This window comes from Deinococcus psychrotolerans (genome assembly GCF_003860465.1).
GTDB classification, from domain to species: Bacteria; Deinococcota; Deinococci; order Deinococcales; family Deinococcaceae; genus Deinococcus; species Deinococcus psychrotolerans.
On the sequence record NZ_CP034185.1, the window covers coordinates 39788 to 64736 of the forward strand.

Annotated in this window: 25 protein-coding genes; 14 read left to right on the forward strand and 11 right to left on the reverse strand. The window is 55.5% G+C overall.

What is annotated here, in order from left to right; all coding sequences use genetic code 11:
* Window positions 1-32 precede the first annotated feature (32 nt).
* From EHF33_RS16325 to EHF33_RS16365, 9 genes are all read left to right on the forward strand, one after another.
* Window positions 33-452, forward strand: coding sequence for a hypothetical protein (locus EHF33_RS16325; RefSeq protein WP_124874158.1), 420 nt, complete (start codon window positions 33-35; stop codon window positions 450-452).
* Between the two features lie 87 nt (window positions 453-539).
* A complete protein-coding gene (locus tag EHF33_RS16330) occupies window positions 540-848 on the forward strand; it encodes a hypothetical protein (protein WP_124874160.1) in 309 nt (102 codons plus the stop codon).
* 92 nt (window positions 849-940) lie between these two features.
* The gene (locus EHF33_RS16335) at window positions 941-1339 is read left to right on the forward strand and encodes a hypothetical protein (protein ID WP_124874162.1); all 399 of its coding nucleotides are present in this window, start codon (window positions 941-943) and stop codon (window positions 1337-1339) included.
* A gap of 156 nt (window positions 1340-1495) precedes the next feature.
* Window positions 1496-1891, forward strand: a complete 396-nt coding sequence (locus EHF33_RS16340; protein WP_164473582.1) for a hypothetical protein — start codon at window positions 1496-1498, stop codon at window positions 1889-1891.
* A 58-nt stretch (window positions 1892-1949) separates the two neighbouring features.
* Complete coding sequence (locus EHF33_RS16345) at window positions 1950-2297, forward strand: hypothetical protein (protein ID WP_124874166.1); 348 nt, start codon at window positions 1950-1952, stop codon at window positions 2295-2297.
* Between the two features lie 77 nt (window positions 2298-2374).
* Window positions 2375-2563 (forward strand): hypothetical protein, encoded by a 189-nt coding sequence (locus EHF33_RS16350; RefSeq protein ID WP_124874168.1) that lies wholly within the window; start codon window positions 2375-2377, stop codon window positions 2561-2563.
* Window positions 2550-2795, forward strand: coding sequence for a hypothetical protein (locus EHF33_RS16355; protein WP_124874170.1), 246 nt, complete (start codon window positions 2550-2552; stop codon window positions 2793-2795). Before EHF33_RS16350 ends, EHF33_RS16355 begins: the two co-directional genes overlap by 14 nt.
* Window positions 2796-3013: 218 nt before the next feature.
* Complete coding sequence (locus EHF33_RS16360; protein WP_124874172.1) at window positions 3014-3334, forward strand: hypothetical protein; 321 nt, start codon at window positions 3014-3016, stop codon at window positions 3332-3334.
* A gap of 77 nt (window positions 3335-3411) precedes the next feature.
* Window positions 3412-3831 (forward strand): hypothetical protein, encoded by a 420-nt coding sequence (locus EHF33_RS16365; RefSeq protein WP_124874158.1) that lies wholly within the window; start codon window positions 3412-3414, stop codon window positions 3829-3831.
* 122 nt (window positions 3832-3953) lie between these two features.
* Here the strand turns inward: EHF33_RS16365 and EHF33_RS16370 are convergent, their stop codons facing one another.
* Window positions 3954-6398, reverse strand: coding sequence for a YhgE/Pip domain-containing protein (locus EHF33_RS16370; RefSeq protein WP_124874174.1), 2445 nt, complete (start codon window positions 6396-6398; stop codon window positions 3954-3956).
* Window positions 6399-6548: 150 nt separating this feature from the next.
* Between EHF33_RS16370 and EHF33_RS16375 the strand changes: the two genes are divergently transcribed.
* The 3 genes from EHF33_RS16375 (at window position 6549) to EHF33_RS16385 (ending at window position 9200) form a co-directional block, all read left to right on the forward strand.
* Window positions 6549-7127 carry a TetR/AcrR family transcriptional regulator gene (locus EHF33_RS16375; protein WP_124874176.1) on the forward strand — a complete coding sequence of 193 codons (579 nt, stop codon included), beginning with the start codon at window positions 6549-6551 and terminating at the stop codon, window positions 7125-7127.
* Window positions 7128-7209: 82 nt separating this feature from the next.
* Window positions 7210-7719: a MarR family winged helix-turn-helix transcriptional regulator gene (locus EHF33_RS16380; protein ID WP_124874178.1), complete on the forward strand. Its 510-nt coding sequence runs from the start codon at window positions 7210-7212 to the stop codon at window positions 7717-7719.
* Complete coding sequence (locus tag EHF33_RS16385) at window positions 7716-9200, forward strand: MFS transporter (RefSeq protein WP_124874180.1); 1485 nt, start codon at window positions 7716-7718, stop codon at window positions 9198-9200. The genes EHF33_RS16380 and EHF33_RS16385 overlap by 4 nt, the downstream gene beginning before the upstream one ends.
* A gap of 136 nt (window positions 9201-9336) precedes the next feature.
* Here EHF33_RS16385 and EHF33_RS16390 read toward each other — a convergent pair whose 3' ends face one another.
* The 5 genes from EHF33_RS16390 to EHF33_RS16410 form a co-directional block, all read right to left on the reverse strand.
* Entirely contained in the window at window positions 9337-10095 is a 759-nt protein-coding gene (locus EHF33_RS16390; RefSeq protein WP_124874182.1) for a hypothetical protein, read from the reverse strand.
* Window positions 10070-11146, reverse strand: coding sequence for a flavin-containing monooxygenase (locus EHF33_RS16395; RefSeq protein ID WP_124874184.1), 1077 nt, complete (start codon window positions 11144-11146; stop codon window positions 10070-10072). The genes EHF33_RS16390 and EHF33_RS16395 overlap by 26 nt, the downstream gene beginning before the upstream one ends.
* Window positions 11146-12744, reverse strand: coding sequence for a dihydrolipoyl dehydrogenase family protein (locus tag EHF33_RS16400; RefSeq protein WP_124874186.1), 1599 nt, complete (start codon window positions 12742-12744; stop codon window positions 11146-11148). The genes EHF33_RS16395 and EHF33_RS16400 overlap by 1 nt, the downstream gene beginning before the upstream one ends.
* A 162-nt stretch (window positions 12745-12906) precedes the next feature.
* Window positions 12907-13857 (reverse strand): ParB/RepB/Spo0J family partition protein, encoded by a 951-nt coding sequence (locus EHF33_RS16405; protein WP_124874188.1) that lies wholly within the window; start codon window positions 13855-13857, stop codon window positions 12907-12909.
* Entirely contained in the window at window positions 13854-14528 is a 675-nt protein-coding gene (locus EHF33_RS16410; RefSeq protein ID WP_124874190.1) for a ParA family protein, read from the reverse strand. Before EHF33_RS16410 ends, EHF33_RS16405 begins: the two co-directional genes overlap by 4 nt.
* A 161-nt stretch (window positions 14529-14689) precedes the next feature.
* Here EHF33_RS16410 and EHF33_RS16415 point away from each other — a divergent pair, with 161 nt between their 5' ends.
* Both EHF33_RS16415 and EHF33_RS16420 read left to right on the forward strand, forming a co-directional pair.
* Entirely contained in the window at window positions 14690-15463 is a 774-nt protein-coding gene (locus tag EHF33_RS16415) for an IS982 family transposase (RefSeq protein ID WP_124874192.1), read from the forward strand.
* A 562-nt stretch (window positions 15464-16025) separates the two neighbouring features.
* Window positions 16026-16931 carry an SDR family oxidoreductase gene (locus tag EHF33_RS16420; RefSeq protein ID WP_124874194.1) on the forward strand — a complete coding sequence of 302 codons (906 nt, stop codon included), beginning with the start codon at window positions 16026-16028 and terminating at the stop codon, window positions 16929-16931.
* Between the two features lie 420 nt (window positions 16932-17351).
* On the opposite strand, the gene EHF33_RS16425 is transcribed toward EHF33_RS16420, so the two are convergent.
* From EHF33_RS16425 to EHF33_RS16440, 5 genes are all read right to left on the reverse strand, one after another.
* A complete protein-coding gene (locus EHF33_RS16425; RefSeq protein ID WP_124874196.1) occupies window positions 17352-22847 on the reverse strand; it encodes an eCIS core domain-containing protein in 5496 nt (1831 codons plus the stop codon).
* 95 nt (window positions 22848-22942) lie between these two features.
* Window positions 22943-23452: a phage tail protein gene (locus tag EHF33_RS16430; RefSeq protein WP_124874198.1), complete on the reverse strand. Its 510-nt coding sequence runs from the start codon at window positions 23450-23452 to the stop codon at window positions 22943-22945.
* Window positions 23453-23458: 6 nt separating this feature from the next.
* The gene (locus EHF33_RS21210) at window positions 23459-23635 is read right to left on the reverse strand and encodes a hypothetical protein (RefSeq protein ID WP_164473583.1); all 177 of its coding nucleotides are present in this window, start codon (window positions 23633-23635) and stop codon (window positions 23459-23461) included.
* Window positions 23636-23789: 154 nt separating this feature from the next.
* Window positions 23790-24266, reverse strand: coding sequence for a hypothetical protein (locus tag EHF33_RS16435; protein ID WP_241191405.1), 477 nt, complete (start codon window positions 24264-24266; stop codon window positions 23790-23792).
* Window positions 24267-24496: 230 nt separating this feature from the next.
* Complete coding sequence (locus EHF33_RS16440; RefSeq protein WP_206431650.1) at window positions 24497-24946, reverse strand: phage tail protein; 450 nt, start codon at window positions 24944-24946, stop codon at window positions 24497-24499.
* Window positions 24947-24949: the final 3 nt, after the last annotated feature.

The window sequence follows — 24949 nt, forward strand, 5'->3', positions numbered from 1 at the left end:
CATCATGCAAAACTCAGGCTGGAGGTTCAAACATGAGAACAGTCAAAAAAAATAAGACTGAATATATTAATGAGATAACGAACTTCTCCAAGAAATTGGATGGCATGTTCATCGATGACGCTGGATTCAAATCAATCAAATGTCCCAGCTATTTTACAAGTCTTGCACCATCACAGGAAGGTGATGTAAAACACTGCTTCGTTTCTATGAGACAACCAGAGGAATTGATCCCACTTTTTGACTCGCTTTTGGAATCCACGACTGAGATTTCTATGGACTGGAGAATGGATTTGGGTGATTGGACAACGTATAGGCGCATTAAAGGTAGTGACCAAGAATTTTCACTCAATCTTAGCGCCCCAGGCTTGAGTGAAACGATGAGGGCAGATCCAATGGTCAATAAGTATAAAACGGTTGGTAGATTTTTTATCGGCTATGAACCTAAAAAATAACTTTCAGTCGCCAACCATACCCTCAGTGATTTTGAAGCACAGGCCCGTGATCTTCTCAAAAAAGACAAATTGGCCGAGCAGATGAGCTTGGATAAATCGCCCCGTGCCAATGCTGAGCAGGCGCTTAAAGACTTGGCAGGGATTACGCCAAAAAAAGCGGTAATTGCTCAGAGTCTCCTGATGGGCGTTCCAGTCGTTGGGCCAAACTTGGAGGTAGGGACTTCAAACGAAATCACATCTTTCATCCTCCAATTCTCAACTGAGCCGACTTTAGATCAATACGAGCGCAAAGACGGCGAAGGATATGAAGTTCAAATGGACAGTAGAGTTTGTTTAGAAATGAAGGACAGGTTAGATAGTATTTGGGATCTTTTTCATCCACAAGGCCCCAAATGAACTTTAAGATTGCTCCTTTGTTTCTCATACTCTTCTACAGTCTAATTTCATGTGAGGTTAAAGCAGAGGACTCCAGCAAAGGGGTGATGAATGTGAACAAGCCTTCTACTCTAGAAGAAATGAAACAAACAGCGAAGAAGCTGGATGAAACTGCTCTGAATATAGCGAATTTCAAATCTATCTCTTGCCCAAAATATTATAGTGATTTAATTGAAAAAAATGACATCATTCACTGCTTTGTTTCTAGTTTAGAACCAGAAGCTCTTATACCTCTTCTCTCACAAGAACTTGAAAAATTTGCTAATGTTGATATGGGATGGAGAATGGACGTTGGCATTTGGACAACTTTTCGCAGTACAAAAGATAACGGGCAGAAATTCTCATTTTCGCTTACCGCTTCAGGCATGACAAAAAAGACGCGGGAAGATCCTCAACTCAAAAATTACAAGACGATTGCAAGATGTTTCATTAGTTATGACGATAATAAATGAATCTCCATTATTCTTTTCCGCTCAGATATGGAGTTTATTTCATCAAGAAAATGAAAAATGAAAACATTGATAATCTTCTCGACCGCCTTTCTAGCAGGTTCTCTCTATATTGTCACAAATAATACGAAAGGAGCTGATGAGAAAGTCTCGCAAAACGTGTCTCCCGAAGATAATAATTCGATGAAGGCAGTAAGGATTCGTCTAAATGTAATCATTGGAGAAGAGTTATCATTTAAGCCAATACAATGCCCTAGCTATTTACTCGATATGAATGATAGTAGAGACATTAGAGGCTGTTTCATTAGTGAATTAGAACCTGAAGCGATCATTCCTTTATTATTAGAGCGATTTGAGAAATTTACCGACGTACAGATGGGCTGGAGAATGGATCTTGGCACATGGGTCACGTATAGGGTGGTTAAAAAGGGACAGCAATCTTTCGCCATGTCATTAACCGCACCGGGCATAAATGTGGATATGCGAAATGATCCCAAAGTAAACCAGCACAAAACGGTAGGAAAATATTTCATTCCACATGACGACGTGAAATGATTTTTCTTACCAGCTTAAAGCACAGGCCCGTGATCTTCTTAAAAGAGACAAATTGGATATGCTCCAAGAAGACGTCAATTTGGCCGAGCAGATGAACTTGGATAAATCGCCCCGTGCCAATGCTGAGCAGGCGCTTGAGGACTTGGCAGGGATCACCCCAGTCAGAGCTTCGGCTGTCGAGTTCGCTGTTTACGGCATTTCAGGTGTGGGAACGCGATTGGGAGATAAGGCTGCAGAGATCAACACTTTCATCCGACAATTTTCCAACGAGCCAACTCTAGATCAATACGAGCGCGAAGACGGTGAAGGCTATGAAGTCCAGCTGGATAGAAGAGTGAGGGATCAGTTTATAGAAAGCCGTTTGCGAGAAGTTTGGTCATTGCTTCACCCTACCGGATCAGAATGAGAAGCTCTATATTATGCTTTGTCGCTCTAAGTTTGTTTTCAGTTTCTTCATGCAAAATGAAAGTTAGAGTGTCCACCATGAGTGATATACAAAAAAACAAAGCAGATTATATAGCAGAGATAAAAGACTTCTCTATTAAATTAGATGGGATTTTTTTAGAAGAAGCAGGATTTGAGCAGATAAATTGCCCAAAGTACCTTATGGGCCTGTTTCCTCTAAAAAAAAGAAGACGTAAAACACTGTTTTGTTTCGATGCAAGAATCTGAGAAACTCATCCCACTTCTTAATTTCTTGCTCAATCCTGCAAGTGAAATTTCTATGGGCTGGAGATTCGATATTGGAGAATGGGCCACATTTAGGCAGATAAAAGGAAGCGAGCAAAAATTTTCAATTAATCTAACCCCCACTGGTTCAAGCGCAGCAATCAGAGAAGACCCGCTTGTCAACAGGTATAAAACGATTGGTAGATTCTTTATCGGCTATGAACCCAAAAAATAACTTTCAGTCGCCAACCATGCCGACGTGATGCCTGAAGTGGCCACACTTCAGAACGGATGCGCAGCAGCCAAGACTTTTGAAAAAATATTGCCTTCAACACTGCCATGCACCACTTGTTCAAATTGGCGGAGAGTGCCAAGACCCTCAGTAATTTTGAAGTACAGGCCCGTGATCTTCTCATAAAAGACAAATTGTACATGCTCCAAGAAGGTGTCAACTTGACCGAGCAGATGAATTTGGATAAATCGCCCCGTGCCAATAATGAACAGACACTTAAGGAATTGACAAAGATTGATATTAGAAGAACATTGGAAGCAGGAGTCGAACTAGCTGTTGTTTCAGTCACAGATTTAAGTATGATCCAAACTGCTATTTCAGAACTCCATTTATTTATCAGTAGATTTTCTAATCAGCCTACTCTCGAGCAATATGAGCGTGAAAGCTATGAAGTCCAGTTAGACAGGAGAACACTCGATCAGCTAGATGAAAGACAAGTAAAAGATATTTGGGGTATGTTCCATCCTGGGGATAAAAAGTGAGAAGCGCTGTTTTGATTCTATTTACAGCGTCACTGACTTTAATCTCATCATGCAAAACTCAGGCTGGAGGTTCAAACATGAGAACAGTCAAAAAAAATAAGACTGAATATATTAATGAGATAACGAACTTCTCCAAGAAATTGGATGGCATGTTCATCGATGACGCTGGATTCAAATCAATCAAATGTCCCAGCTATTTTACAAGTCTTGCACCATCACAGGAAGGTGATGTAAAACACTGCTTCGTTTCTATGAGACAACCAGAGGAATTGATCCCACTTTTTGACTCGCTTTTGGAATCCACGACTGAGATTTCTATGGACTGGAGAATGGATTTGGGTGATTGGACAACGTATAGGCGCATTAAAGGTAGTGACCAAGAATTTTCACTCAATCTTAGCGCCCCAGGCTTGAGTGAAACGATGAGGGCAGATCCAATGGTCAATAAGTATAAAACGGTTGGTAGATTTTTTATCGGCTATGAACCTAAAAAATAACTTTCAGCAGCCAAGCATGCACGCCTGATGTCGGAAGTGGCCGCTACCAAGACTGCGGAGATTGCCAAAAACCCAAGTGACTTTGAAGCGCAGCCGCAGCTCTCTCCCCCTCAAGCTTTGGCTCAGTCGTTGGCCCGAATCGGTGATGACACCAACGGCTTGAAATCGCTGTCGGCCACAAATTCCCACCTGCGCCGCCCCAGTAGGCCCAACAAGATGCCCAAGACCGCCAGTCCCAACAGCACCGCCGTAAAGACTGGATAGCTGCCTTTAAACGCCCCAGAAATGGCGTGCCGAAAAGCCTTGACGCTTTGCGTAACCGGCACATAATCGTGAATCACCTGAAAGAAACGCGGCGAGAGTTCCACCGGATAGCTGCCGCCCGACGCCGCCAGCTGCAACACCAGCAAGATCAGGGCGATGAGGCGGCCCGCCGCGCCCAGCAAGAAGATCAGCGCCAGCACGATTACAAGGAACGTCAAGCTGGAGGCCACCGCCGTGAAGACAACTTCGGCGGGGTGCAGGTAACTCACGCCCAGCAGATGCACGCCCAGCACCACCAGCAAGGCCTGGACCACCACCAGCAGCGCCGGAACACTGGCCTTGCGCAGCATTCGGGCAAACTGCGAGGTGCCACGCCCGCTTTGGGGAAGCTGCTGATACGGGAAAATAAAAGTGGTCAGGGTCACGCCCACCCACAAGCTCAGCGCCATGAAGTAAGGCGCGAATCCAGTTCCGTTGTTGCTGACCGGCGCAAACGTCTTGATGACGGGCAGCACGCTTTGGCTCAGGCCCGCCGGATCGCCGCCGAGCTGCTCTATCTTGGCAGGCACCTTGCTGTAAAGCGTACTCAGGCCGCTGCTGAGTTGGGCCGCGCCGCTGCGGGCTTGCTCTGCTCCGCTTCTCAGTTGGGTCGCTCCACTGCTCAGAGTGTTGAGGCCAGCAGCGAGTTCACCACTTTTCTCGGCCAACGTCGCCGCACCGCCGCTGAGTTGGGTGAGGTCGGCTTGGGAAGGTAACTTGGCGGTGATTTGATCGAGGGCACCCTTCAGCTTGAGGTTGCCGCCGACAAGTTGTCCTACGCCACTTTGCAGCTTACTGGCCCCCGCGCTGAGAGCCACTGCTCCCTCGGCAGCTTGCTGGGTTTTTTGGGCTAGGGTTGCCGCGCCGCTGCTGAGGCTGGCCGTGCCGCTTTGCAGTTTGGCTGCGCCCACGCTGAGCTGCGACGCACCCTTGACGGCGGCGCTGCTGGCTTTCTCAGCTTCACCAAGTTTGCTGGCGAGTGTCTGGCTGCCGCTTTGCAACTGAGCTGTACCTGCGGCGAGTTGTGTGGCCCCAGCGCTGAGCGACTTGGCTCCGCCCGCCGCTTGCTGCGCACCCACGCCGAGCTTGCCGAGCGCTTGGGCCAGTGGAGTCACTCCGGCTTGCCCCGCGCCTTGCTGGGCCGAGACGATACCGCTCGCCAACGCCGGAAGCTGCTGGGCGAGTTGCCCACTGCCCGCCGCAACTTGCTGCGCGGCTTGATTGGCGGTGTTGGCTCCGGCTGAAAGCTGATTGGCCGCCGCCGTGAGCTGCCCCAAACCACCCTGAAGCTGCGGCAACTGCGCGGCGAGTTGACCGCTGCCCTTACTCAGTTGCGCCGCGCCCGCGTCCGCTGAGCTGGCTCCCGCCGAGAGCTGCGCCGCGCCGCCGCTGAGCTGCCCCAGGCCGCCTGCGAGTTGCCCCGCCGCGCCGCTGAGGTTCGCGGCTCCTTGCTGAAGAGGTGCGAGTTCCTTTTGACCCGGCGCAGCCTCTTCCAGTTGCCGCACGGCGCTGGAAAGCTGGCCGCTGCCACCTGTAAGCTTACTCACACCGCCGGAAAGGGTCTTGGCCCCTGCCGTGAGTTGCTGAGCGCCCTGCGACGCCTGACGCGCTCCAGTTTGCAGGGTGGCGGCCCCGCTGCTCAGCGAGGCGGTGCCGCTTGCCAAGCTGGCCGCGCCGCTTTGCAGCTTGCCGGTGGCCGTGCGGATGTCTGCAAACCCGCGCTGCACTTCACCGAGCGAGGTCTGCACCGCCTTCCAGCGGTTTTGGCCGAGTTTGGCATTGAGGGTGTCGGTGAGGCTGGCAGAAAAAGTCTTGGCCACCCGACTGGCAAAATAGCTGCCGCCTTCCGAAATGTAAAAATTGATCAGGCCGTGCTGAGAACTGTCTGCGCCGAGGGCTTTTTGACTAAAATCTTTGGGAAAGCTCAGCGCGAAGTAAGCCTCGCCGCGTTGCACGGCGTCTTCGGCATCGGCGACACTGCTATAGCTCAGGTAATTGAACCGCTGGTCTTTTTTGAGGGTCTTGACCGTCTCGGCCCCGATGTTGCGCTGCTCACCTCGCACAGCAGTTCCGGCGTCCACATTGACCAAGGCCACCGGCAACTCAGACAAATTGCCGTAAGGATCGAGCGAACTGTCCAAATAGATGGTGGCGTAGAGCAGCGGCACCAAGGCAATCGCCCCCGCCGAGAGCCACATCATCGGCTGCCGCCACAAGCTGCGCTCGGCGGGTGTTAAAATTTTGTAATCGTTGATGAGCGGCATAAGCGGCACTCCTTGAGCAGAACGGCGAGTTGAGAAAAGTGATAAAAGGCAAGTCCAAAATATTAGACTCAGTACAAGTTCTGAGTATGGGCATTTACTGACGATCTGTCAAGTGACGCCATGTTAAGGTTTTTTGCTAAACTCCTTCCTATGACTGACGTTGTGTTGGCCCGCCGTCTCAACGCGCAGACGCGCCGTGAGCAAATTTTAGACATTGCAGCGACGCTCTTTACTCAGCGCGGTTTTGAAGCGGTGGGCATGGCCGATATCGCCGCCGAATTGCACGTCTCGCGCCCCACCATCTACAGTTACTTTGCGTCCACCGAGGCGATGCTGGAGTCGCTGTTTGAAGCCAAGCTGGAAAAATTCCCCGAGCGCCTCTCGCCACTGCTGCCGGAATCGGGCGTGGTGCCGTATGCGGCGCTCTTCCGATTGCTGCTGCAAGAACGCGAACTCCTCTTGCTCCTCAATAGCGGCGGCGGGCCGCTGTTTCGCCGCTGCCGCCGCACCTTTTTGCAGGCCATCGAGTCGCGGCTGAATTTGCACGAGTTGCCCGCCGTGCGCCGCCGCCCCCACTTGCTGCCGATTATTCTCAACTTGCTGACCAGTCTGGCCTACGAGCGCGTCATGCAGACTGAGGACGCGGCCGGGGTGGCCGCCGACGACCTCCCAGACGTGCTGAGCAGCTTTATCGTGGCGGGCATCGCCGGAACCAGACAGCCCAAATAAGAACCAGCTCCGCACCGCTCAATTGTTACCGCTTGACGCACAGATACTTTAAGTCTATATGATTTAGGCTTATACTCTTAGTATGACTTCTTCTTCGCTGCCCTCTCCCCTATCGCGTCCGCCTGAAGTGCAGTTGTGGGTTACGCTCGACCGGGTCTATACCATTCTCAGCCGCAACGTGACCGGCAAAGTCACCGCACTGGGCCTCACCGCGCCGCAGTACCGGGTGCTGCGCCAGTTGCGCCAAGTTGGCGCGTCCACCCCACTCAGCGCCAGCGAACTGGCCGAGCGGCTGGGCGTCACCCCCGGCAACCTGACTGGTATTCTCGACCGCTTGGAGCAAGAAGGCCTGCTGACCCGTGAGCGCGGCGAGCAAGACCGCCGCAGCTTGCAGGTGTGCATCACCCCCCCAGGCGAAGATTTGATGCGAGAAGCCGTGCCTGCGCTCCACGCGCACCTGCGCGAGCTGTTCTCGCCGCTCAGCTCTGATGACACTGCCCAGATGCAAGCACTCTTGGAGCGTTTGGAAAGCCACCTGCTGGGCCAGCCGGAGACCAACGCGGCAACCACCACGTCGGAGGCCCGCGCATGAGTCAGCTCCAACCCAATCAAGCCAAAAAAGCCACGTTGCACGACAAATTTTCCTATAAATGGCTGGCGCTGAGCGTCACCAGCCTCGGCGCATTGATGGCGTCTATGAACTCCGGCACGCTGATTATTGCCCTGCCGACCTTGCTGCGCGACCTTCACACCACGCTGCTCAATTTGATCTGGATTCTGCTGGCTTACAACGTCACCCAAACGGTGTTTGTGCTGAACGTGGGCCGAATGTCGGACATGATGGGGCGCAAAAAGCTGTACGTACTGGGCTTCGGGGTCTTTACCCTGACTTCTCTGCTGGCGGGCTTTACTTCAAATGTGCCGCTGCTGATCGCGCTGCGTGCCCTCCAAGGCGTCGGCGGAGCTTTTCTGATCGCCAATTCCAGCGCCATCGTCACCGACGCTTTTCCGCGTGAAGAACTCGGCTTTGCCATCGGCACCAATCAGATGATGGTGGCCGTCGGCGCGATTCTGGGGCCGATTGTCGGCGGAGCGCTGACCGCTTTTGGTTGGCAGTGGGTCTTTTGGTTCAACGTGCCGCTGGGCATCATCGGCACGTTGTGGGCGGCCTTTACCTTGCGCGATCTGGCGACCAAGCAAGACCGCAAAGACCGCTTCGACGTGTGGGGCAACCTCACTTACGCGGCGGGCTTCGCGCTGCTGATGATCGGCCTCTCGGAAGGCGGCATTCAGTCGTGGGGCGGCGTGCTGCCGTACATTTTGGTCGGCCTGGCAGCCCTGGCCCTGTTCGTGGTCATCGAGGGCAAAGTCAAAGCGCCGATGCTGGACTTGCACCTGTTCAAAGACGCCGCTTTCTCGCTCAACAATGCCACCGTCTTTTTGAATGCCGTGGCGCGGATGGCCCTGACCTTCCTGTTCGTGTTTTACTTTCAGGGCGCAAAAGGCATTGACGCCGTGCTGGCAGGCATCATGCTGGGGCCAGTGGCGGTGGGACTGCTGGTGGCCTCGCCGATTGCCGGACGCCTCGCCGACAAAATGGATCCGCGCATTCTGATTCGATGGGGCTTGGTGCTGGGTACGCTGGCGCTGGCAGGCCTCGCCGAAGTGCTGAGCCTCACCACTCCGTACTGGCTGATCGCTGCTCTGATGCTGCTGGCAGGCGTGGGCAACGGCCTCTTTAACTCACCCAATTCCAGCTTGATCATGGGCAGCGTGGCTCCTGACCGGCGCGGCGTGGCGGCTGGCGTGCGCAGCTTGCTGATGAGCGTGGGCGGCGTCATCGCCATCATCTTTACCCTCAGCATCGTGGTGAGCGAAGTGCCCAGAGACGTGATGCTCAAAGTCTTCAGCGGCCTGAGCAGCAATTTGCCTGCCGCCACCCTGACTCCCTTCATTGACGGGTTGAAATTGGCCTTCTGGCTGTTGGCCGCTTTGAGCGCTCTCGCCACCCTGCTGTCTTTGGTGGTGCCGGCACAGAACCGGTTGGGGGCGACTTCGCAGGCCGCAGACTGAGCCGAAGCTCAGGAGGAAAAAGGGAAGCCACTTTTACGGCTTCCCTTTTTCTGATTTTGCACGCCGTGAAAAGACTTCATCGCCTCTTCCCTACTGCAAGGTGGGAATTGGAGAGCGGCAGAGGACTTTGCGGAGCTTAGCTGCCGCCCAACGCTTTGAGCCGCTGGCGTACTGCTTCCTGGTCGTAGCGCTGCCAATACGTCTCCGGCGTGAGGTTCAGGGCCGCTTGCAAAATGCTCCTCGCTTCTTGTTTCAGACCGGCGGCGCGGCGGTTGTCATTTTTGGCCAACAGCAGCAAGCTATCGGCGTAACTCAGCCGAAAAAACACTTCGTTGGGTTGGAGTTGGATGGCTTTGCGGTGATCTTGACGCATGTCCGCCTCGCTGGCTCCGGTGGCAAAACGCACCAGCCCACCGAGCGAAAGCGCCTGCACATTCCAGGTGCCCAGACCCACCCAGGCCCGCGCCGTGTTGGGATCGAGTTTCACCGCATCGTCGAAAAGGCGCTTGACTTCCAGCCCTGTGCGGGTGGCCTCCACGATCCCTGCGCCCTGAAGTTGTAAACCCAGAGCGTAGGCCAGTTCCGTTTTGGCCTCGGCGTTTCTAGGATCAGCCGTTACCGCTCTCCGCCCCGCCGCTTCCGATAATTCGTACAATTTTTTCTTGGCGGTCATGCTGCCCACAAACAGCGACTGCCCCACATAAGCGCGGGCCAACACCACCAATGAGGGCGCGTCAGTGTTGTCTCTCAGCATATTCACGGTGGCGTCTACTTTGCCACCCATCAAGGCGTTGAGGGCGTCGTCCAGTGGGGCGGCGAGGCCCAGCGGCCCACTCAGCACGAAGATTAAAAAAGCAGTGGTCAAACGGTTAGGTCGTCGCAGAATAGGTGGCACAGTCTTCCTCCAGATATCGACTCAGGTGCGCGGCGACGTACTCCGCGTCGGGGCCAGCCGCCCGAATGGTGCCGGACGCAATGCTGCGCTGGCCGGGCAAACCGGCGAAATACAAGCCCGCCAAAATGGTGCTCACCCCCAGCCGCTGCCGGGGCTCACCATGCGGATCAACTGCTTCAGGCGGAAGGTAAGCGCCGTTCCAAGCGTAGCCAGTGGCAAAAATAACCGTGTCCACCGGCTCTACCTCTCCATTTTTCCAGCGTACCCCGTCGGAGGTGAACTCCTTAAACATCGGCTGAAGATCAGGGTTGCCCCTTTGCAGGGCGGAGCGCAAATGGGGCACCGCGATCACCGGCTGAGCGTCCGGCACCCGCCCGAACGCGCCGAGCGGCAGGCGCTCAATCCCGCTGAGAGCCAGCCAATCAATGAGATCGACGCCAAAGGGACGCTGCGGAAAAAGGCGCGGTGGGCGGCGCACGGCCAAAGTCACCCGCGCCACTTGGCCGAGCTCGGCAGCGATCTGGGCCGCAGAATTGCCTGCACCCACCACGATGACCCGCTGTCCTGCGAACGGCTGGGGCGCGGTGTACTTGGCTGAGTGCAGCAGACGCCCCCTATACTGCTGCATATTGGGCAGACCGAGCTGATAGGGACGCCGAAAAGTGCCTGAGGCGCAAATCACGGCGCGGGCTGTCCATTCTTGGCCGTCCCGCGCCATGACATTGAACAGTCGGCCACGCTTTTGCACTTTCGCTACATCTGCTCCAAGTTCCACCGGAAAAGCAAAATAAGCGGCGTAAGCTTTCAGATAAGCGCTCATCTCGTCGCGGCCCGGATACCGCTGCGGTGAGCCGGGAAACGGCAATCCGGGCAAGGCCGAGTGCCGAGCAGGCGTGAACAGCTTGAGGCTGTCGTAATAAGCGGGCCAAGCTCCCGTCGCCGCTTGGCCCGCTTCCAGTAACACAAAGCGCAGGCCCCGCCGCTGCACACCATAAGCCGCCGCCAACCCTGCCGCGCCCGCACCGATCACCACTGCGTCAAGTGCCGTCATCAGCACTCAGGCCCGAGCGCCTTGGGCAGGGGTGGCGGCTGCGGTGATTGTTGGCCGCTCTCCTGTTCCGCCCGACCTGCACGCCGCTTTCCAAAAGCCAGTCCGGTGGTAAACAAGCCCAAATAGCTTTGACGTACCGCTTCGGCGTAAGTGGGATACGAGACGGGCAGCAGCGCCAAGCGGACTGGGTGAAAGCCCAAACGCTTGGGCAAGCTGAGCAGTTGAATCAGTTCTCCAGCGCGGCTGCCGACCACCTGAGCGCCCACCACCGTCAGGCCCAGCGGCGATCCCAGCAAGCCCGAGAGCACTACCAGCTTGACGAAGCCGCTTTCCCGCTCGGTGGCGGCCCGATCTAAATGGCTGAAATCATAATCCACCACCTGCACACGGCGGCCATACTGCTTGACCGCTTGGGCCTCAGTCAGCCCCCAGTGGGCAATTTCAGGTTCGGTGTAAGTCACCCAAGGAATATCTTCCACGCGTGCGGCGGGAGCGCGGAAGGTGGCTGCCGCTCTCCCCCACCACGCCAACGAGCCGAGTCCAGCCAAAGTGCCGCGCTCGGTTGCGCCGTGCGTAAACATCGGCCCGCCCACCACGTCGCCCGCTCCCCAAACATAGGAGCAGCTTACCGACTGCATATCGGCCTTGACTTTCAGCCCCTTCTCGTCATAAGCCGCACCGATCACTTCTAGGCCCAGATTCTCCACTCTCGGCTTTTTGCCCACCGCCAGCAGCAGATGTGAGCCGTCAATATGGCGACCATCCCCAAGATGAAGCCGCACGCCGCTCGGCAGTGCTTCAGCCCTCACCACATCCACGCCGAGATGAACCGTCACGCCGTCACGCCGCAAGACATCCAGCAAAGCTTGAGACGCTTCCGGTTCGTCTTTGTTGATCAGACGCTCGCCGCGCTGCAAGATCGTCACCCGGCTCCCGAGGCGCACAAACGCTTGTGATAACTCACAGCCAATCGGCCCGCCACCCAAAATCAGCAGGTGCGGGGGCCGCTCGGCCACGTCGAAAATGGTTTGGTGGGTCAAGTAAGGCACGCCGCTTAGCCCTTCCAAATCAGGAACGATCACCTCGGAACCTGTCGCCACTACAAATTTTTCAGCCATCACTGTGCGTGTGCCTGTAGAGGTCTGGACTTCCAATACATGCGGTGAAACGAACTTGGCTTCACCCGCCACCACTTGCACGCCGCGCCGCTCAATCGAATCAGGCGAATCCACGTCTTCAAAACTGTTGATCACCCGCCGGATTTCGGCTTGCACTTTGATCCAGTCGGCTTCACCGCTGACGGCCAAGCCCAGCGCGACACTTTGCCGAGCGGCGTGAACTGTTTTGGCTATCGACAGCAGCGCTTTTGAAGGAATGCAGCCTGTGAAGGTGCATTCGCCTCCAGTGAGCTCGCGCTCAATCAGAAGTACCCGCTTTTTGGTCACGGCGGCCATCAACGCAGCTGTCAGGCCACCCGCTCCCCCTCCGATCACCGCCACATCTGCCTTGAGGGGCGAGTGGCCGCTCTCTTGCGGCTCGGCCCACGAGTAATCCGGCGGGTTGAGTTGAGGATGAGGGGACTCCGGCGTGCGGTTCATGCTGCTCCTTTTGGTGAAACGGTTGGGAATGACCTTGAGTATTTATCTTGCACGCCACAACCAAATCACACCGCAGGCCAGATGCCATTGACTGCTACAATCCAATTCAAGCGAAAGACATAGGACTTGTCCCACACGGCTTATTCTTCTGAATTACGTAATTCAGGAGCTCTGATTTGAGATTTGCAGCAGGTCGGCGAGTTCACTTATGAGCGTTTCCGCCCGCTGCCGCTGTTGCTCAGGCAACTGGCTTAAACGCTGAACGGAGAGGTGGCGCTTCACCTGGCTCAGCGGTGAAGCGGCGGGCTGAGGCGCTGCGGGTTTGAGCTTGGCAATCGCTTCTTTGAGTTCGGCGTGGGTCAGATTTTTGGTGATGACCCGCTTGAGCAGCGCTTTGTGGTGCTGCTCTGGAGCGCGGGAAAGCAGCACCGCTTTGCTGTATTCCAGTGCTCCGCTTTGCAGCGCATCTGCAATGCTTGGCGGCAGTCTAAGCACCGGCAAACCGTTGGTGACAAACGAGCGCCACTGCTCGCGCCCAAGCTGGGTAAACAGCTCGTCTAACTGAGTGACCTTCTCAGGGCCACTCTCCGGATTGGCGCGGAGCCCTTTGAGGACGCTACTGGCTTCTTCAGGCGTGATTTCAAACAGCTGGGCCACCAAGCGCAGCTTGTACACCACTTCGTCGTAACGGTTGAGGTCTTCTCGCTGCAAGTTTTCGACTGCCGAAATGATCTCGGCTTCTTGCGGCGTCAAATCACGAATCAGCACCGGTACTTCGCTGAGTTGGGCAAGCTGTGCAGCCCGCCAACGCCGCTCGCCGTAAACAATCTCGTATTGCCCGTTTTGGCCTTCCAATGGCCGCACCATCAGCGGTTGCAAGACGCCCCGTTCTTTGAGACTCTCCGAGAGTTGTTGCAGTGAGGCCGGATCAAAAAAGCGCCTCGGCTGGCGCGGATTGGCCATCAAAGCGCTCAGCGGCAAGACCTGAGCCTCAGGCAGACGCTGCTGATCAGCTAAATCTGGCGTGCCCACACCCGACATTTGCAAAGAACGGTTCAGTAGATTACCCAAACCTGAGGCCTGATTTCCTCTTTGGAAACGGTTTTTGGTCATGCCTCTTCTCCAAATGCGACCTTGATCTCGGCCCACATTGCTCTAAATTGCCCCAACTCACTGGGCGTTTGCCCAAACACTTTCTCATAAGCACTGAGCGACTTGATAACCGTCTCTAGGCGCGGATGGGCGTTGAGGGCTTGATTGGCTTCGTGGGCCATGCCTTTGCGGGCATCGAAACGGTTCAGCACTATCGCGTAGTTAAAGGTTTCGAGAGCCGCTTCCAGATCGGTCAGGAGTTCGAGTGTGGTGGCCAGTCGGTCTACGTCCAGACCCGTCGGCAACACTGGCACCAGCACCACGTCCGCCACCGTTGCGGCGCTCTTGAGGACCTCGCGGTTGTTGGGCGGCGTGTCAATAATCACGGTGTGTCCTGTCCGGGCCAGTTCGCGGGCTTGGCGCATCAAGCTGTTACGCTGAGCAGCCACCACTTCGAAGGGCAACCGGATCTGATCGGCTGCGGCGTGCTGCTGCCAACGCACTGCGCTCACTTCCTCGTCGGCGTCCAGCACCACGACGTTTTCGAGTTCTTCAGCAATAGCCGCCGCCAAATGCATAGTGAGTGTGGTTTTGCCAACACCTCCCTTCAGACTAGTCAGCGCGATGATGAGACATTTTGAAAGCGGCGACTCTGGGCCAACCACGTTTGCCTCAGTTTTGGTTCGTTTCATGGCTTCAGATTAGAGCGCTTATAGCGTAAAAGACAAGCTCTGAATTACGTAATTCAGCGGAAAAGAGCGTCTGCGAGGGCATTTTTCTATATTAGCCACGCCGTTTAGGGGTGCGATGAGGTTGACTCCGGATGCACGTGGACAGCGAAAATGGGGAGGGTATGTACAGATACCGTCCCCACCACAGTTTAACCCGTCGTTCGGTCATCCGCTTCTTTCATCGCTGGTCTCAACGTTACTTCTGGGATACGAAGCGCTGTAAACATCAAAAAATGACCGACGCGATGCTCGTCGCTTTGCTGTTGACGCGATTCGTTTTCAAGCATCCCTACGCTTCAGTATGGTGGAACATCTTGCGTGAAGACCGTCCCGGTCTTCCGTCTTACACCCAAGCCTACACACGTGGCGTCCGGCTCCTCGCGCAGTTGGAGGCCGTGGTCAGCCCACCACAGCAGTGTGCGGAGGTCATCATTGACTCCATGCCACTCCCAGTCTGTCGTCCCAAGCGGGCGAAGGGGTGTACGTTTCCGGGTGCTCGTTGGGGGTACGGCACACAAGGCCATGTCTTCGGATACAAGCTTCACGCTTGGGTCAGCCCTCAAGGCCGGATTCTCCAATATCTCGTGAAACCTGCCAATCTCCATGACACGACGGTCGGTTTTGAACTCAACCAGCGTTGGCCGGACTTTGACGGCCCGAAGATCATTGGCGATAAAGGCTATTGCTGCTTAGGATTCGTCTTTCCACCCAAGAAAAACACTCGCTATGACACCGGGTGGCGGGTTTCCCGCCACCCCCAGCTCCGCAAACGTATTGAAACGGTCTTTTCTCAACTGGTCAACACCCAAATTCGTTCGGCACAAACGAAAACCGTAGCCGCCTTACGGCTGCGTGTCGTGCTGGCCGTGCTTGCCCACAATCTCGCTCAGCCCTAAACGGCGTTAGCCGTTAGCATCAAAGACGAAAACTTGCAGTGGGGGAGGGCGTCCACTATCGGTCAATAAGTGAGGTTAAAGGGCTTCACCCTAGTTTATCTGAGGTGACCAGCATTTTATATTTACCGGCAACAGTCATTTTCTCTCAGTCAGGGCAGTTTGAACTTTTCATTACACTTTTCAAAACCCAAGGTCAGCTCAATAAAAGCTCTTGCCTCCCGTAATAGCCAGCTTGCTTGTGCGGCGGCAAACTATCGGAGATGGATTTTCGTGCACCTTTCAAAAGACTCTACAGATGAATGCCCTCTTGTCTGCTTTATTCATTTCTCTGGCCTCATCTGGCAGCACCTCGGCCTTAGCGCAACCCAGAGATCGACGGAGCCAGCATCCATTACACCGTCAGCGGGTAAGACTCACCCATTTTGCTGATTTGTGGGTATCTGCTCAGCGGCAAACTGTAATTGACGGCCATGATGTCAAGAAGAATTCTAGAGCACTAGGTTGAAAGAGAAAATCACAGAAAGCCGTCGAGAAATTCCCTAGCACCAAACAAGGAGACCATATGAGTAGCGATAAAAAAGATCAGACCGAGATGAAAAATCCCGTGACACAGTACCCGCAGCCGCCTTTCAAGCGCCAGCCCCAAGACGCACCGGGCAGCGTCAATCGAATGAACCCGTTACCCGATCACGGCGAGGAGACCTACAAGGGTTCGGGCCGTCTCAAAGGGCGTAAAGCGCTGATTACTGGTGGCGATTCAGGCATTGGTCGAGCCGTCGCCATTGCTTTCGCCCGCGAGGGCGCAGACGTGGCCATCAATTACCTCCCTTCAGAAGAGGGGGACGCGCAGGAAGTCATCAAGCTGATTGAAGCGGCGGGGCAGATAGCGGTGGCGCTGGCCGGTGACATCAGCAGCGAAGACTTTTGTGCTCAACTCGTCAAAAACGCTGCAAAGCAGTTGGGCGGCTTGGATATTCTGGTCAACAACGCGGGCAAGCAAACTGCTCAGGAAAGCATCGCCGACATCAGCACCGAACAGTTCGACGCAACGTTCAAGACCAATGTCTACGCTCTGTTTTGGATCTGTAAAGCCGCCCTGCCTCACCTTGGGGATGGAGCAACCATTATCAATACCTCATCTATTCAGGCCACCCAGCCTTCCCCAAATCTGCTCGACTACGCTTCGACCAAGGCGGCGATTTACGCTTTCACCCAGTCATTGGCGCAGCAAGTCGCCGAGAAGGGTATTCGTGTCAACGCGGTAGCTCCGGGGCCGTACTGGACGCCGCTCCAACCCAGTGGCGGGCAGCCTCAAGACGCCATCGAAGAATTTGGCAAATCCACGCCACTGGGCCGTCCCGGACAGCCCGCCGAAATTGCGCCGCTGTACGTGTTTTTGGCTTCTCAGGAATCAAGTTACAGCACAGGCAGCTTGTTCGGCAGTACCGGCGGCTTGTTGCTGAGCTGATTTACCGCACACCCCGCGCCGTCTACTGGAGTTGGTTTGGCATGGCTTCTTAAGCGCTGGCTCACCTCCCCTGTGTCGTGAGCCAGCGGCGACCTGAGAGTACGCGGTTCGGCGTCTCAGTGGCAGATTGGTTCATTCTTGAGAGTCGGGGGCAGCTTTTGGCGCTCGATTTGACCACTTGAGGCACAGTTTGTTCGTTTGTAGATATGCCCACTAGCGGCTCTGTCTTGGTCTGCTGACTAACAACTTCAACTTAACAATTTACGGCAAGTTTGCCTTCAGTCGTTCCAACGAGCAGCTATAGATGCTGTAACTCAAACTATTGCCCTGAGTCAACTGATCCACTGCTTTTTGCCCGCGACGCTACAGGGCTACAGGGCCACAGTAGACGAGTTTTGAACGAGGCGTATGTTTTCTGCCTTAATGCTCCCGGCGCACTTCGGTGGCCAGACGGCGTTTGAGAATGCCGTAAATTTGCTGTGCGAGGCGGTCAAGATCCGGTGAAGATCGGTTGGATTTATTGGGGTCTGAGCCGGTGGGCGGCCCCTTCATGGCAAGAGGCGCAGCAGCAGGGGCAGTGTCGGAACGCGAGCTGCTGGCCGCTTGAGCGCTGACGGCCTGAGGCGCGGCCATGCGGCCCGGCGAGCTGACTTTGGCTATTACGGTGGGCCGGGAAACCGGGACTGACGTCGGACGTGCAGCGGCCTGCGGCGTCGGTGTACTTGGCACATCCCAAATCGGCATCGGCTCCCAAGGCGCAGGCAGGTTGCCCCAAGGTGATTCGGGCGCAGCCGCAGCAGCCGAAAAAGCATTGGAGCTGGCCTGCGTCAACGCTGCTGCCTGAAAGCGGCTACGAACTTGGCCTTCGACGTATTCCGCCAACCCCTCTTCGTCTGCTCCAGCGGGGAGGTTGGCAAAGCTGGGACTGGGCGAGTTGTGGGCTGCCGAGTTTTTGGACATTGAGGCTTGGCTACCCGGAGCAGCTGGCCGCGCTACGACAGGTACAAAATTGGGATCACGTGAGCGTAGTACATGGGTCAGCTCGTGGGCCAGCAGCCCCAGGCCCCGCGGCGAGGCCAAATCTTGTCCCGGACTGAGCAGTACCACGTCGCCTACCGCCAAAGCATCGGCAGCGGCGGCGGCAGTGGCTTCTGAAGCTGCCGCGTTGCTGAGCAGATGAACTTCTCCCAGCTCCTTACCCAGCATCGGAGCGATCAAAGCGCGGACGCTCAGCGGTAAGGGATCGCGGTGACCGGGACTGGCCAATGCTTTTTGAATCAGCTGCTCTTGGCGCTGCAAAGGAGCAGTTCTTTGAGAGGGCGGTTGCTGAGGGGTAACAGCACTTTGAGAAGAAGTTTGAGTGCCCGAAGGGAGGGGAGAGGCAGAGTGGGGTAAGGGTAGCGCGGCAAGACTCGCTTCGTCACGCGGCGCAGAGGGCATTGTCACGCTGTTGGGGATGAACGGCGCTGTAGAAGGGGACGCTGAAGCAGGGACTTCACTCGTTAGTCGGCTCCTCAAGCGTAAACGCGGACTAGACGGCTCTACTGCACTGAGCTGAGAAGGCGCGGCGACAGGGGAGAGGAGCTGAAGCTGCTCAGCAGAAATAGACCCGTTTTGATAAGCAGCAGTTTCAACGTGTGGCACAGCAATATCCGGATCAGCCGCAACGGATCGAGTGGCCAGCGGAGATTGAGTAGCTTCAAGTTCAGGCAGCGGCCTGCCGGGAAGAATTTCACCGGGCGTTTGCGTCTCTGGGACTTGGACTGGAGGCCGAGCAGCACTCAGTGGGAGCAACTCTGGATCGGGGTTGGAGCTAGCCGCGAAGTCGGCTACCGTTTGCCTTGGAATATTCAGGCTCTGGGTGAGGAGAGTCGACGCGATGGCAGCAGCCATATGGGGATGAGAAGTAGTGGGTTTGTCACGCGTTGCGGGTAGCAAACGGGCTTCTTCTGAAACAGCGTCAATCGCCACCATTTCCACTTCAGGCAGGTTGACGGTATCAGTCGAAGATGTATGTGATTGATCCGTCGGATGGTCGACCGAAGGTTCTTGTCCCACGCTCAACGGTTCAAACGCTTTCTTACCCGAATCGGCTTCAGAGCGACCAGCGAGGGGCTGGCTTTCGCCTAGAACGGGCGCAGGAGGAAGTTCGGGGCGCGGCAAAGGGGTTAAGTTTTCCACTGATGACTGCTCAGCCTCTTTCACTTGCTCTTGCGCGGGCGCAGCAGGTAAAGGAATAGAAGACGAAGCCGTGGGAGCCAAAGCCGCAGCCAGCGCCTTGCCCGACGTTTCAAACTCAACATCCACAAGTTGTTCACCTTGTTCAGAAGCTAGCGCAGGCTTCGGGGCTAAGTCTGGCAGCTCTGAGGGCGTAACTGGATTGACAGGTTCTGAACCCGCCCACATTCTACCTTCGACCATCGGCGGTTTGGTGGACTCAAGCGGCACAGACGCAAGAGGTGCTGTATATGAAGTGGCTGCGCGTTCTTCAATCCGCTCCGGCTGGACTTGTTGGCCATTTCTTTCGGCCTGGATCTCATCAGATAAGTCGAGCGGTGGAGTGATGCCGGGAGAAGTGGGTGCGCCCTGAGGTTCGCTGACGCTGGCCAATTGGCTTAATTGCTGAGCACTGGCTACCGATTCTGATATAGGCAAATCCTGTAAAGACGACGGCACTCCTTGTCGAAGCTCAGGCAAGAGCGAACGTGGAGTGATATCAGCAGGAACTGATTGCACATCGTCGGTCATGGATGCAGCTCGCGGTTGCGCCTCTGAGTTGGAAGCAGAAACCTTGAGGGCCTCACGTAACAGTTGAGCGGCCGTCAGCGCACCCAAGGCGGTACTGGCACCGGGGCGTTGCGGTTGTGTATCGGCTTCTGCCTGGCTGCCCTCTGCTTGGCTCATCACTTTGGGTGTAGCAATGGCAAACAAATCAGTGGAGGCCACATCAGCGACCGGCTGATGGGCGGCGACCCCCACGTCGCCCCTGGCTTTCGGTTGATCTTCCGCCAAATGGGATACCGGCAGCTGGCTTAAATTCACATCCTCACTGGCCTGTTGAGAATCTTCAGGCAGTGACAATGCCGGCGGTGCGGCATTAATCTCAGCTTGATTGAGTTGAGTTTGATCGGAAGGCAGCCGCTCGAGACGCTCCGGCACAGACACGGGGAGATTCGGCGCGTCAGGCGTATCACTGCTCGGCAGAGTGTCTTCTGGGCGCGGACGCTGGGCGGGTTTTACAGTTGCTTGCTCAGACCTTGGCGTAGGCACCGCCACCTGCGTCACCGGCCGAACTGGTAAGGTACCGGCGTGAGAAGATGACTCAACCGCCTCCCGCATTGAACTGGTTTTCTCCGTATCGCGGCGTTGGAGGTCAGCATTCTCTATATTGTCGCCCCGATCACCTGCCACACGGGAAGTTTGCTCAGTAGATCTGGCAGCCTCCGGATGCAGCCCACTTTGGGCAAGTTGACCCAGTGAGAGGCCACCCAAGGCTGCACGCAGCAGCGCTGCTCCAGCGTCAGGCACAGGTTCTCTTGGCTCTGGCTGGCGTCGAGGACTTGGGGCAGGAGCTTGAATCTGATTGGCAACGCTGGCCGACAATAAATTCATGGGGGAGAGTTCAGGCGCAAGCGGCGCCTCATCCTGCGGCAAAGCTGAACTGTACGGCGTTTGTTCGGAGGCCACTTGCATAGGCGGCACAGAGAACTGAGATGGTTCGCCAGCTGCCTGTAGCGAAGGAGTCGAAGAAAGGTCAAGAGGAAGACTCAGTGCAGAGTGCTTGGAAACTGCCTCGCTGAGAGCTTGCGAATGTTGAGGCGTCAGCAGCGTTGAAGTCGGAACGGCTAGATTGGCCAAAGGCACGGCAGGTTTAGAGGACAGCGGGAGCAGATCGGCGCTATATTGCTCCGCCGCTTGAGCTTGAATTTCCTCGTTTGCTAGAGATGCCACTGGAGTCGGCTCCATTAAAATCGTCTCAGCAGAACTTGGCAAGAACGGAGACGTTTCTTCCAGTTCATGCTGCAACGCGTTTTCAGCAATTCTTAGAGGAGCCGCCGTATCCAATGGCGCTTGGGTTGCAGCCGAAAGAGACAGCGGCAGTGGCGGGGGAACTATATTCTCCTGCGCTTGTCGAGGGCTGACCGTTCTCGTAGGAGAGGGGGTCGGTACTGGCTGATTGACTGGCACAACTGATTGGTGCGTCTCAGTCCTATTTTGGGCTGGCAACTCCACTGGGGTTGGGACGAGTGCCTCAAGCTCTGTAGCGGGCGTTGCGGCAGCGCCGGTGGAATTGGAATCTGAAGCTGCATTTTGAGGTTTGAGCGCCGATTCAGTCGTCTCTGATATCGGCGCTAGGGACTTTTTTTCCCACGTCATCAGTTCAGCCAAGCTGAGCGAACGGTTTTCGCTGAGCCCAGCGCTCTCTACTTCTGACATTCGGTTGAGACGCTCTAAAAAAGACATGGCTTGTTCTGGGTTGTGAATCGGCGCTTCAGGAACGACCTCAGCGGCCTTGGTGGGCTGCAGCGGTACGGGCCTAGGGCGTCTCGGCAAGCTGATGCCCGTTCCGGGAGCCGTTGGCGGCAAGAATTCCCTCAACTTCCGCATCGCTTCAGCGTCTTCACCAGGTGGCGTGAAGCCTGCCGGAATATCCAGCAGCGGCCTGCCGGTATCAAGAGGGATTTCACCAGACGCTTGACTTGGCACCGGTGCTGTCGAAGCAGGCGGTGTTGCAATTGGAGTAGCCTGATTAAGCGGCGCGGTCACAGCGCTGGCTTCCTCGGCGCGAATATTAAACGGTAGCTCATCAGATGCTAGCTGCGGAGAAACGGCCTCTACAGACTGAGTAACTTGGACCCTCGGGGGCGGCTGTTGCCATTCCTGCCGCTGAGTTGGCTGTGGTGCGGTGAGCTGTTGAGTAGCCGGCTGAACTTCAGAAGCACCTTGAGCTTTAGACACTGCCGGCACATCTTGAGGCTCGGTGGGCAGCCTTTCAATTTCTACAGATTCAAGGGGAACTGATCTCGGCGTTGTTTCCAACATCGCTTCAGGAGCGGTACTTTGCCCAGCAGATTGGGTTGGCTCAGGTTGTTGTTCAGAACCCGTTGGCTCGCCAGCTCGACTTGGAGCAACACCTTGCGGCGCTTCCCGTTGCGGCACGGCTGTGCTGGATTCTACCGAAGCGGATTGTTCAGCCTCGGCGGTATAGGCCAGCAAATCTCGGAACCCGAGTTGACCCGTCACTGCGCTGCGAACGGGGCCAGCAGGCAGCGGCTCTTGAGCCAGTGGAGGAGAAATAGGGGGAAACACCGCAGTATCTGTTAGCAACTGCTCAGGCCGAGCTACGATCTGCTCTTCTCGCGGTGGCAGCGGCGGCGATTGCCAGTGTGGCTCTGGTAGGGGAGGAGAATTCTGGAGCTCCTCATCAGCATTTTGAAACTGACTCAGCTCAGCGGCTTCAACGGGGAGATAGGAAGCCATACCGTTTGGCAGCGACTCCAGAAAAGGTTCAAAAAGCGCTGAGGCTGGAGGATAGCCGTCAAGCAACGTCTGGGCGGCCTCCGACTCAACCTGAGGCGGAGCTAAACTTTCCGGCACACTCCATTTGAGCCGAGCTGGAACGCGGATTCGCGTTGGTGCAACCTGTCCAACAAGAGTGGCTGCTGGCCCAGCAGCTGACCCCACTGACCCCGCATTGGGAGATTGGGGTTGCAGAGTTGATGAAGGAACAAGCGGCTGAGCCACCGGTTGATTCGGCAGTTGGCTGAGCAACTCATTGAGCACCGAAACGCTGGCACCAGCAACCGGTGGCCGGAACGCGACCAAATTCGTATTGGCATTGAAAATAACCGTGAAGTGTTGGCGGTACTGCCGCAATGAAGCGGCGTGTTCAGTCAGAGTTTGGGGTTTGGGCATGGCGGGCCTCCAAAACGGCAAGCGGTGATCCTCAGCGGCTGACGCCGTGCAGAGCGGCTAACGTGTAAGCTGACTTCTCAACTGGCGTTCCCTCTTTACTCGAAGGCGAGGACGCCCATGTGGGCCAGCTCGATGGTTTCAATAGCCACCGTATCTCCGTTGGCAGCCAGTTGCGGCCCCGACCATTTACAGGGAAAAGCGTTGAGCAGTTGCCAAGTGATCAAGGGCTTAACCGACGAGTTTCCAGCTTGTTGGGTGGCATAAACCGAAATCGTCACCATTCGCAGATCCATAACGCCGCGTACCACTTTGGAATACCAAAGTAACAGTTCATTTTCTTTGGTGATACCGCGCTTAAGCGTCACATTGCCGACTTTGGTGATGCCTGGCAGACGGTGAAGGTATTCATTGTTGCCGCCTTCAGCGTATTCAAAAAGCTCTGTTTCCATTTGGAGGCCACTTACTTCTGAAAAAACTGCCGTAGTTGCGTTGCTAGCCCCAGCAGAATTACCTATTCTCACGTAAAATCGGCTGTTGGTATTGGCCTTCGTGGATTTGGCTGTTTTGGACTTGTCACCGCTCTTCCCACCTTCGTCGATCACCATCTCTGCTTACCTCCTCTCTTGACTGATGCGGCGCTTTTGGATGCTGATATCAGCCAGCAGCAAGCGGTAGACTTTCTCAGCGAGAATTTTAAGATCAATCGGCACATCACTGGTATTGGAAGCGGAAGCACTTCCCTGAGACGCTGCCGCGCCACCAGAAGGCGCTGAATTCGGTGAACTCATAGAGGGTGCCTCCTTAGGCGCGGGGTAAGCTCAAACTTGATGAAACTCATATTCTAAAATGGATTTTCTTCAATTCGGATGTCTTTATTTAGTTGGGTGGCTGTTGAGGAGTCTGTAAAGAGGAAAAGAAAGAAAACACAGAGAGATGAGTCGTTTAAGCTGGTGCCAAGTCGCTAGCAGCGTCTAAGTCGAGAATCAGTTCGGCTCCGCACTGTGGACAACTCGTTTCGATGCTGCCTTGCAGAGTAGGTCGTTCCTGAAAAGCAGGAGAAGCTGACGCCGGAAGAGTCGTCAACCCAAGAGCAGGTGAAGTTGTGGGAGTGGAGCTGTTGAGTTCAATATACAGTGCCTGCAAAAAAGCAAAGTCACTCACATAAAGTCCGGCGATCACCTCCAACGGTACAGGTGAAAAATCACCCAACCGCACCACCACACGGCTCAGCAGGAGCAACCCGAAGAAGGCCTCGTTCTCCTTGACACGTGCATCACCTAGCGGCTCAATTTCATCGGCAGCGGTGGCCAAACGCATCTGTCCAGAGCGGTGCTGTGTTCCCAAAGCGTCGGTGTACCCAACCGGCAGATCGAACGGTTGTCTGTAAATGCCCCCGGTGAAGGCCCCATGACTGGTCATTGTTGCGCCCACGCACTCATCTGTGTCTCCATTTCGTCGGCCATTTTCTGCCGTTTATCTCATATGAGCTTATCTGTTGGAGCTTTAGACCAAAAACATTCGCAATCAATGTGGCGGAACGCGGCTTGTTGCCCGCTTTCCGCCACGACTGTAACGCTGGTTTGCTGTTGGGTGTATCGCTCTTCCGATATTCAGAACGGCTCAAAAATCTCAGAAGAGTGGTTCAGTGATTATTGGGTGCGCTTATAGCCTTCGTGAGTGATCGTCAACTCTTCGATGGCGACTTCGTTGGTCTTGGCGTCATAGGTGGGGCCGTTGAGCTTCTGAGGCCAAGCCCGCTCGAACGTCCACCGGGCAATCGCTTCGCCGCGCTGGTTGTACAAGGTGATGGTGCCGCTGCGGCGTGCGCCGTCAATGTCACCGTCTTCAACTTGTTTGCGCCACTGCCACATGTCCATGCTGTCGGTAATACCGCGCTTGAGGGTAATGTCGGTGTACTTCATGGTGCCGGGCTCGCGGATCAGTACGGCTCTGCCTCGCTCGTCTGTGGCGCGGTACTCCACCACTTGGCTTTCACTGCCCAGGCCGGTGCATTCACGAAAAGCGCCTTGAACGCCGTTCTGAAAGTCAACGGCAAAGTAGGCGGCCACCAACGGGTCTTTACGGGTTGCAGTCGTCATTCT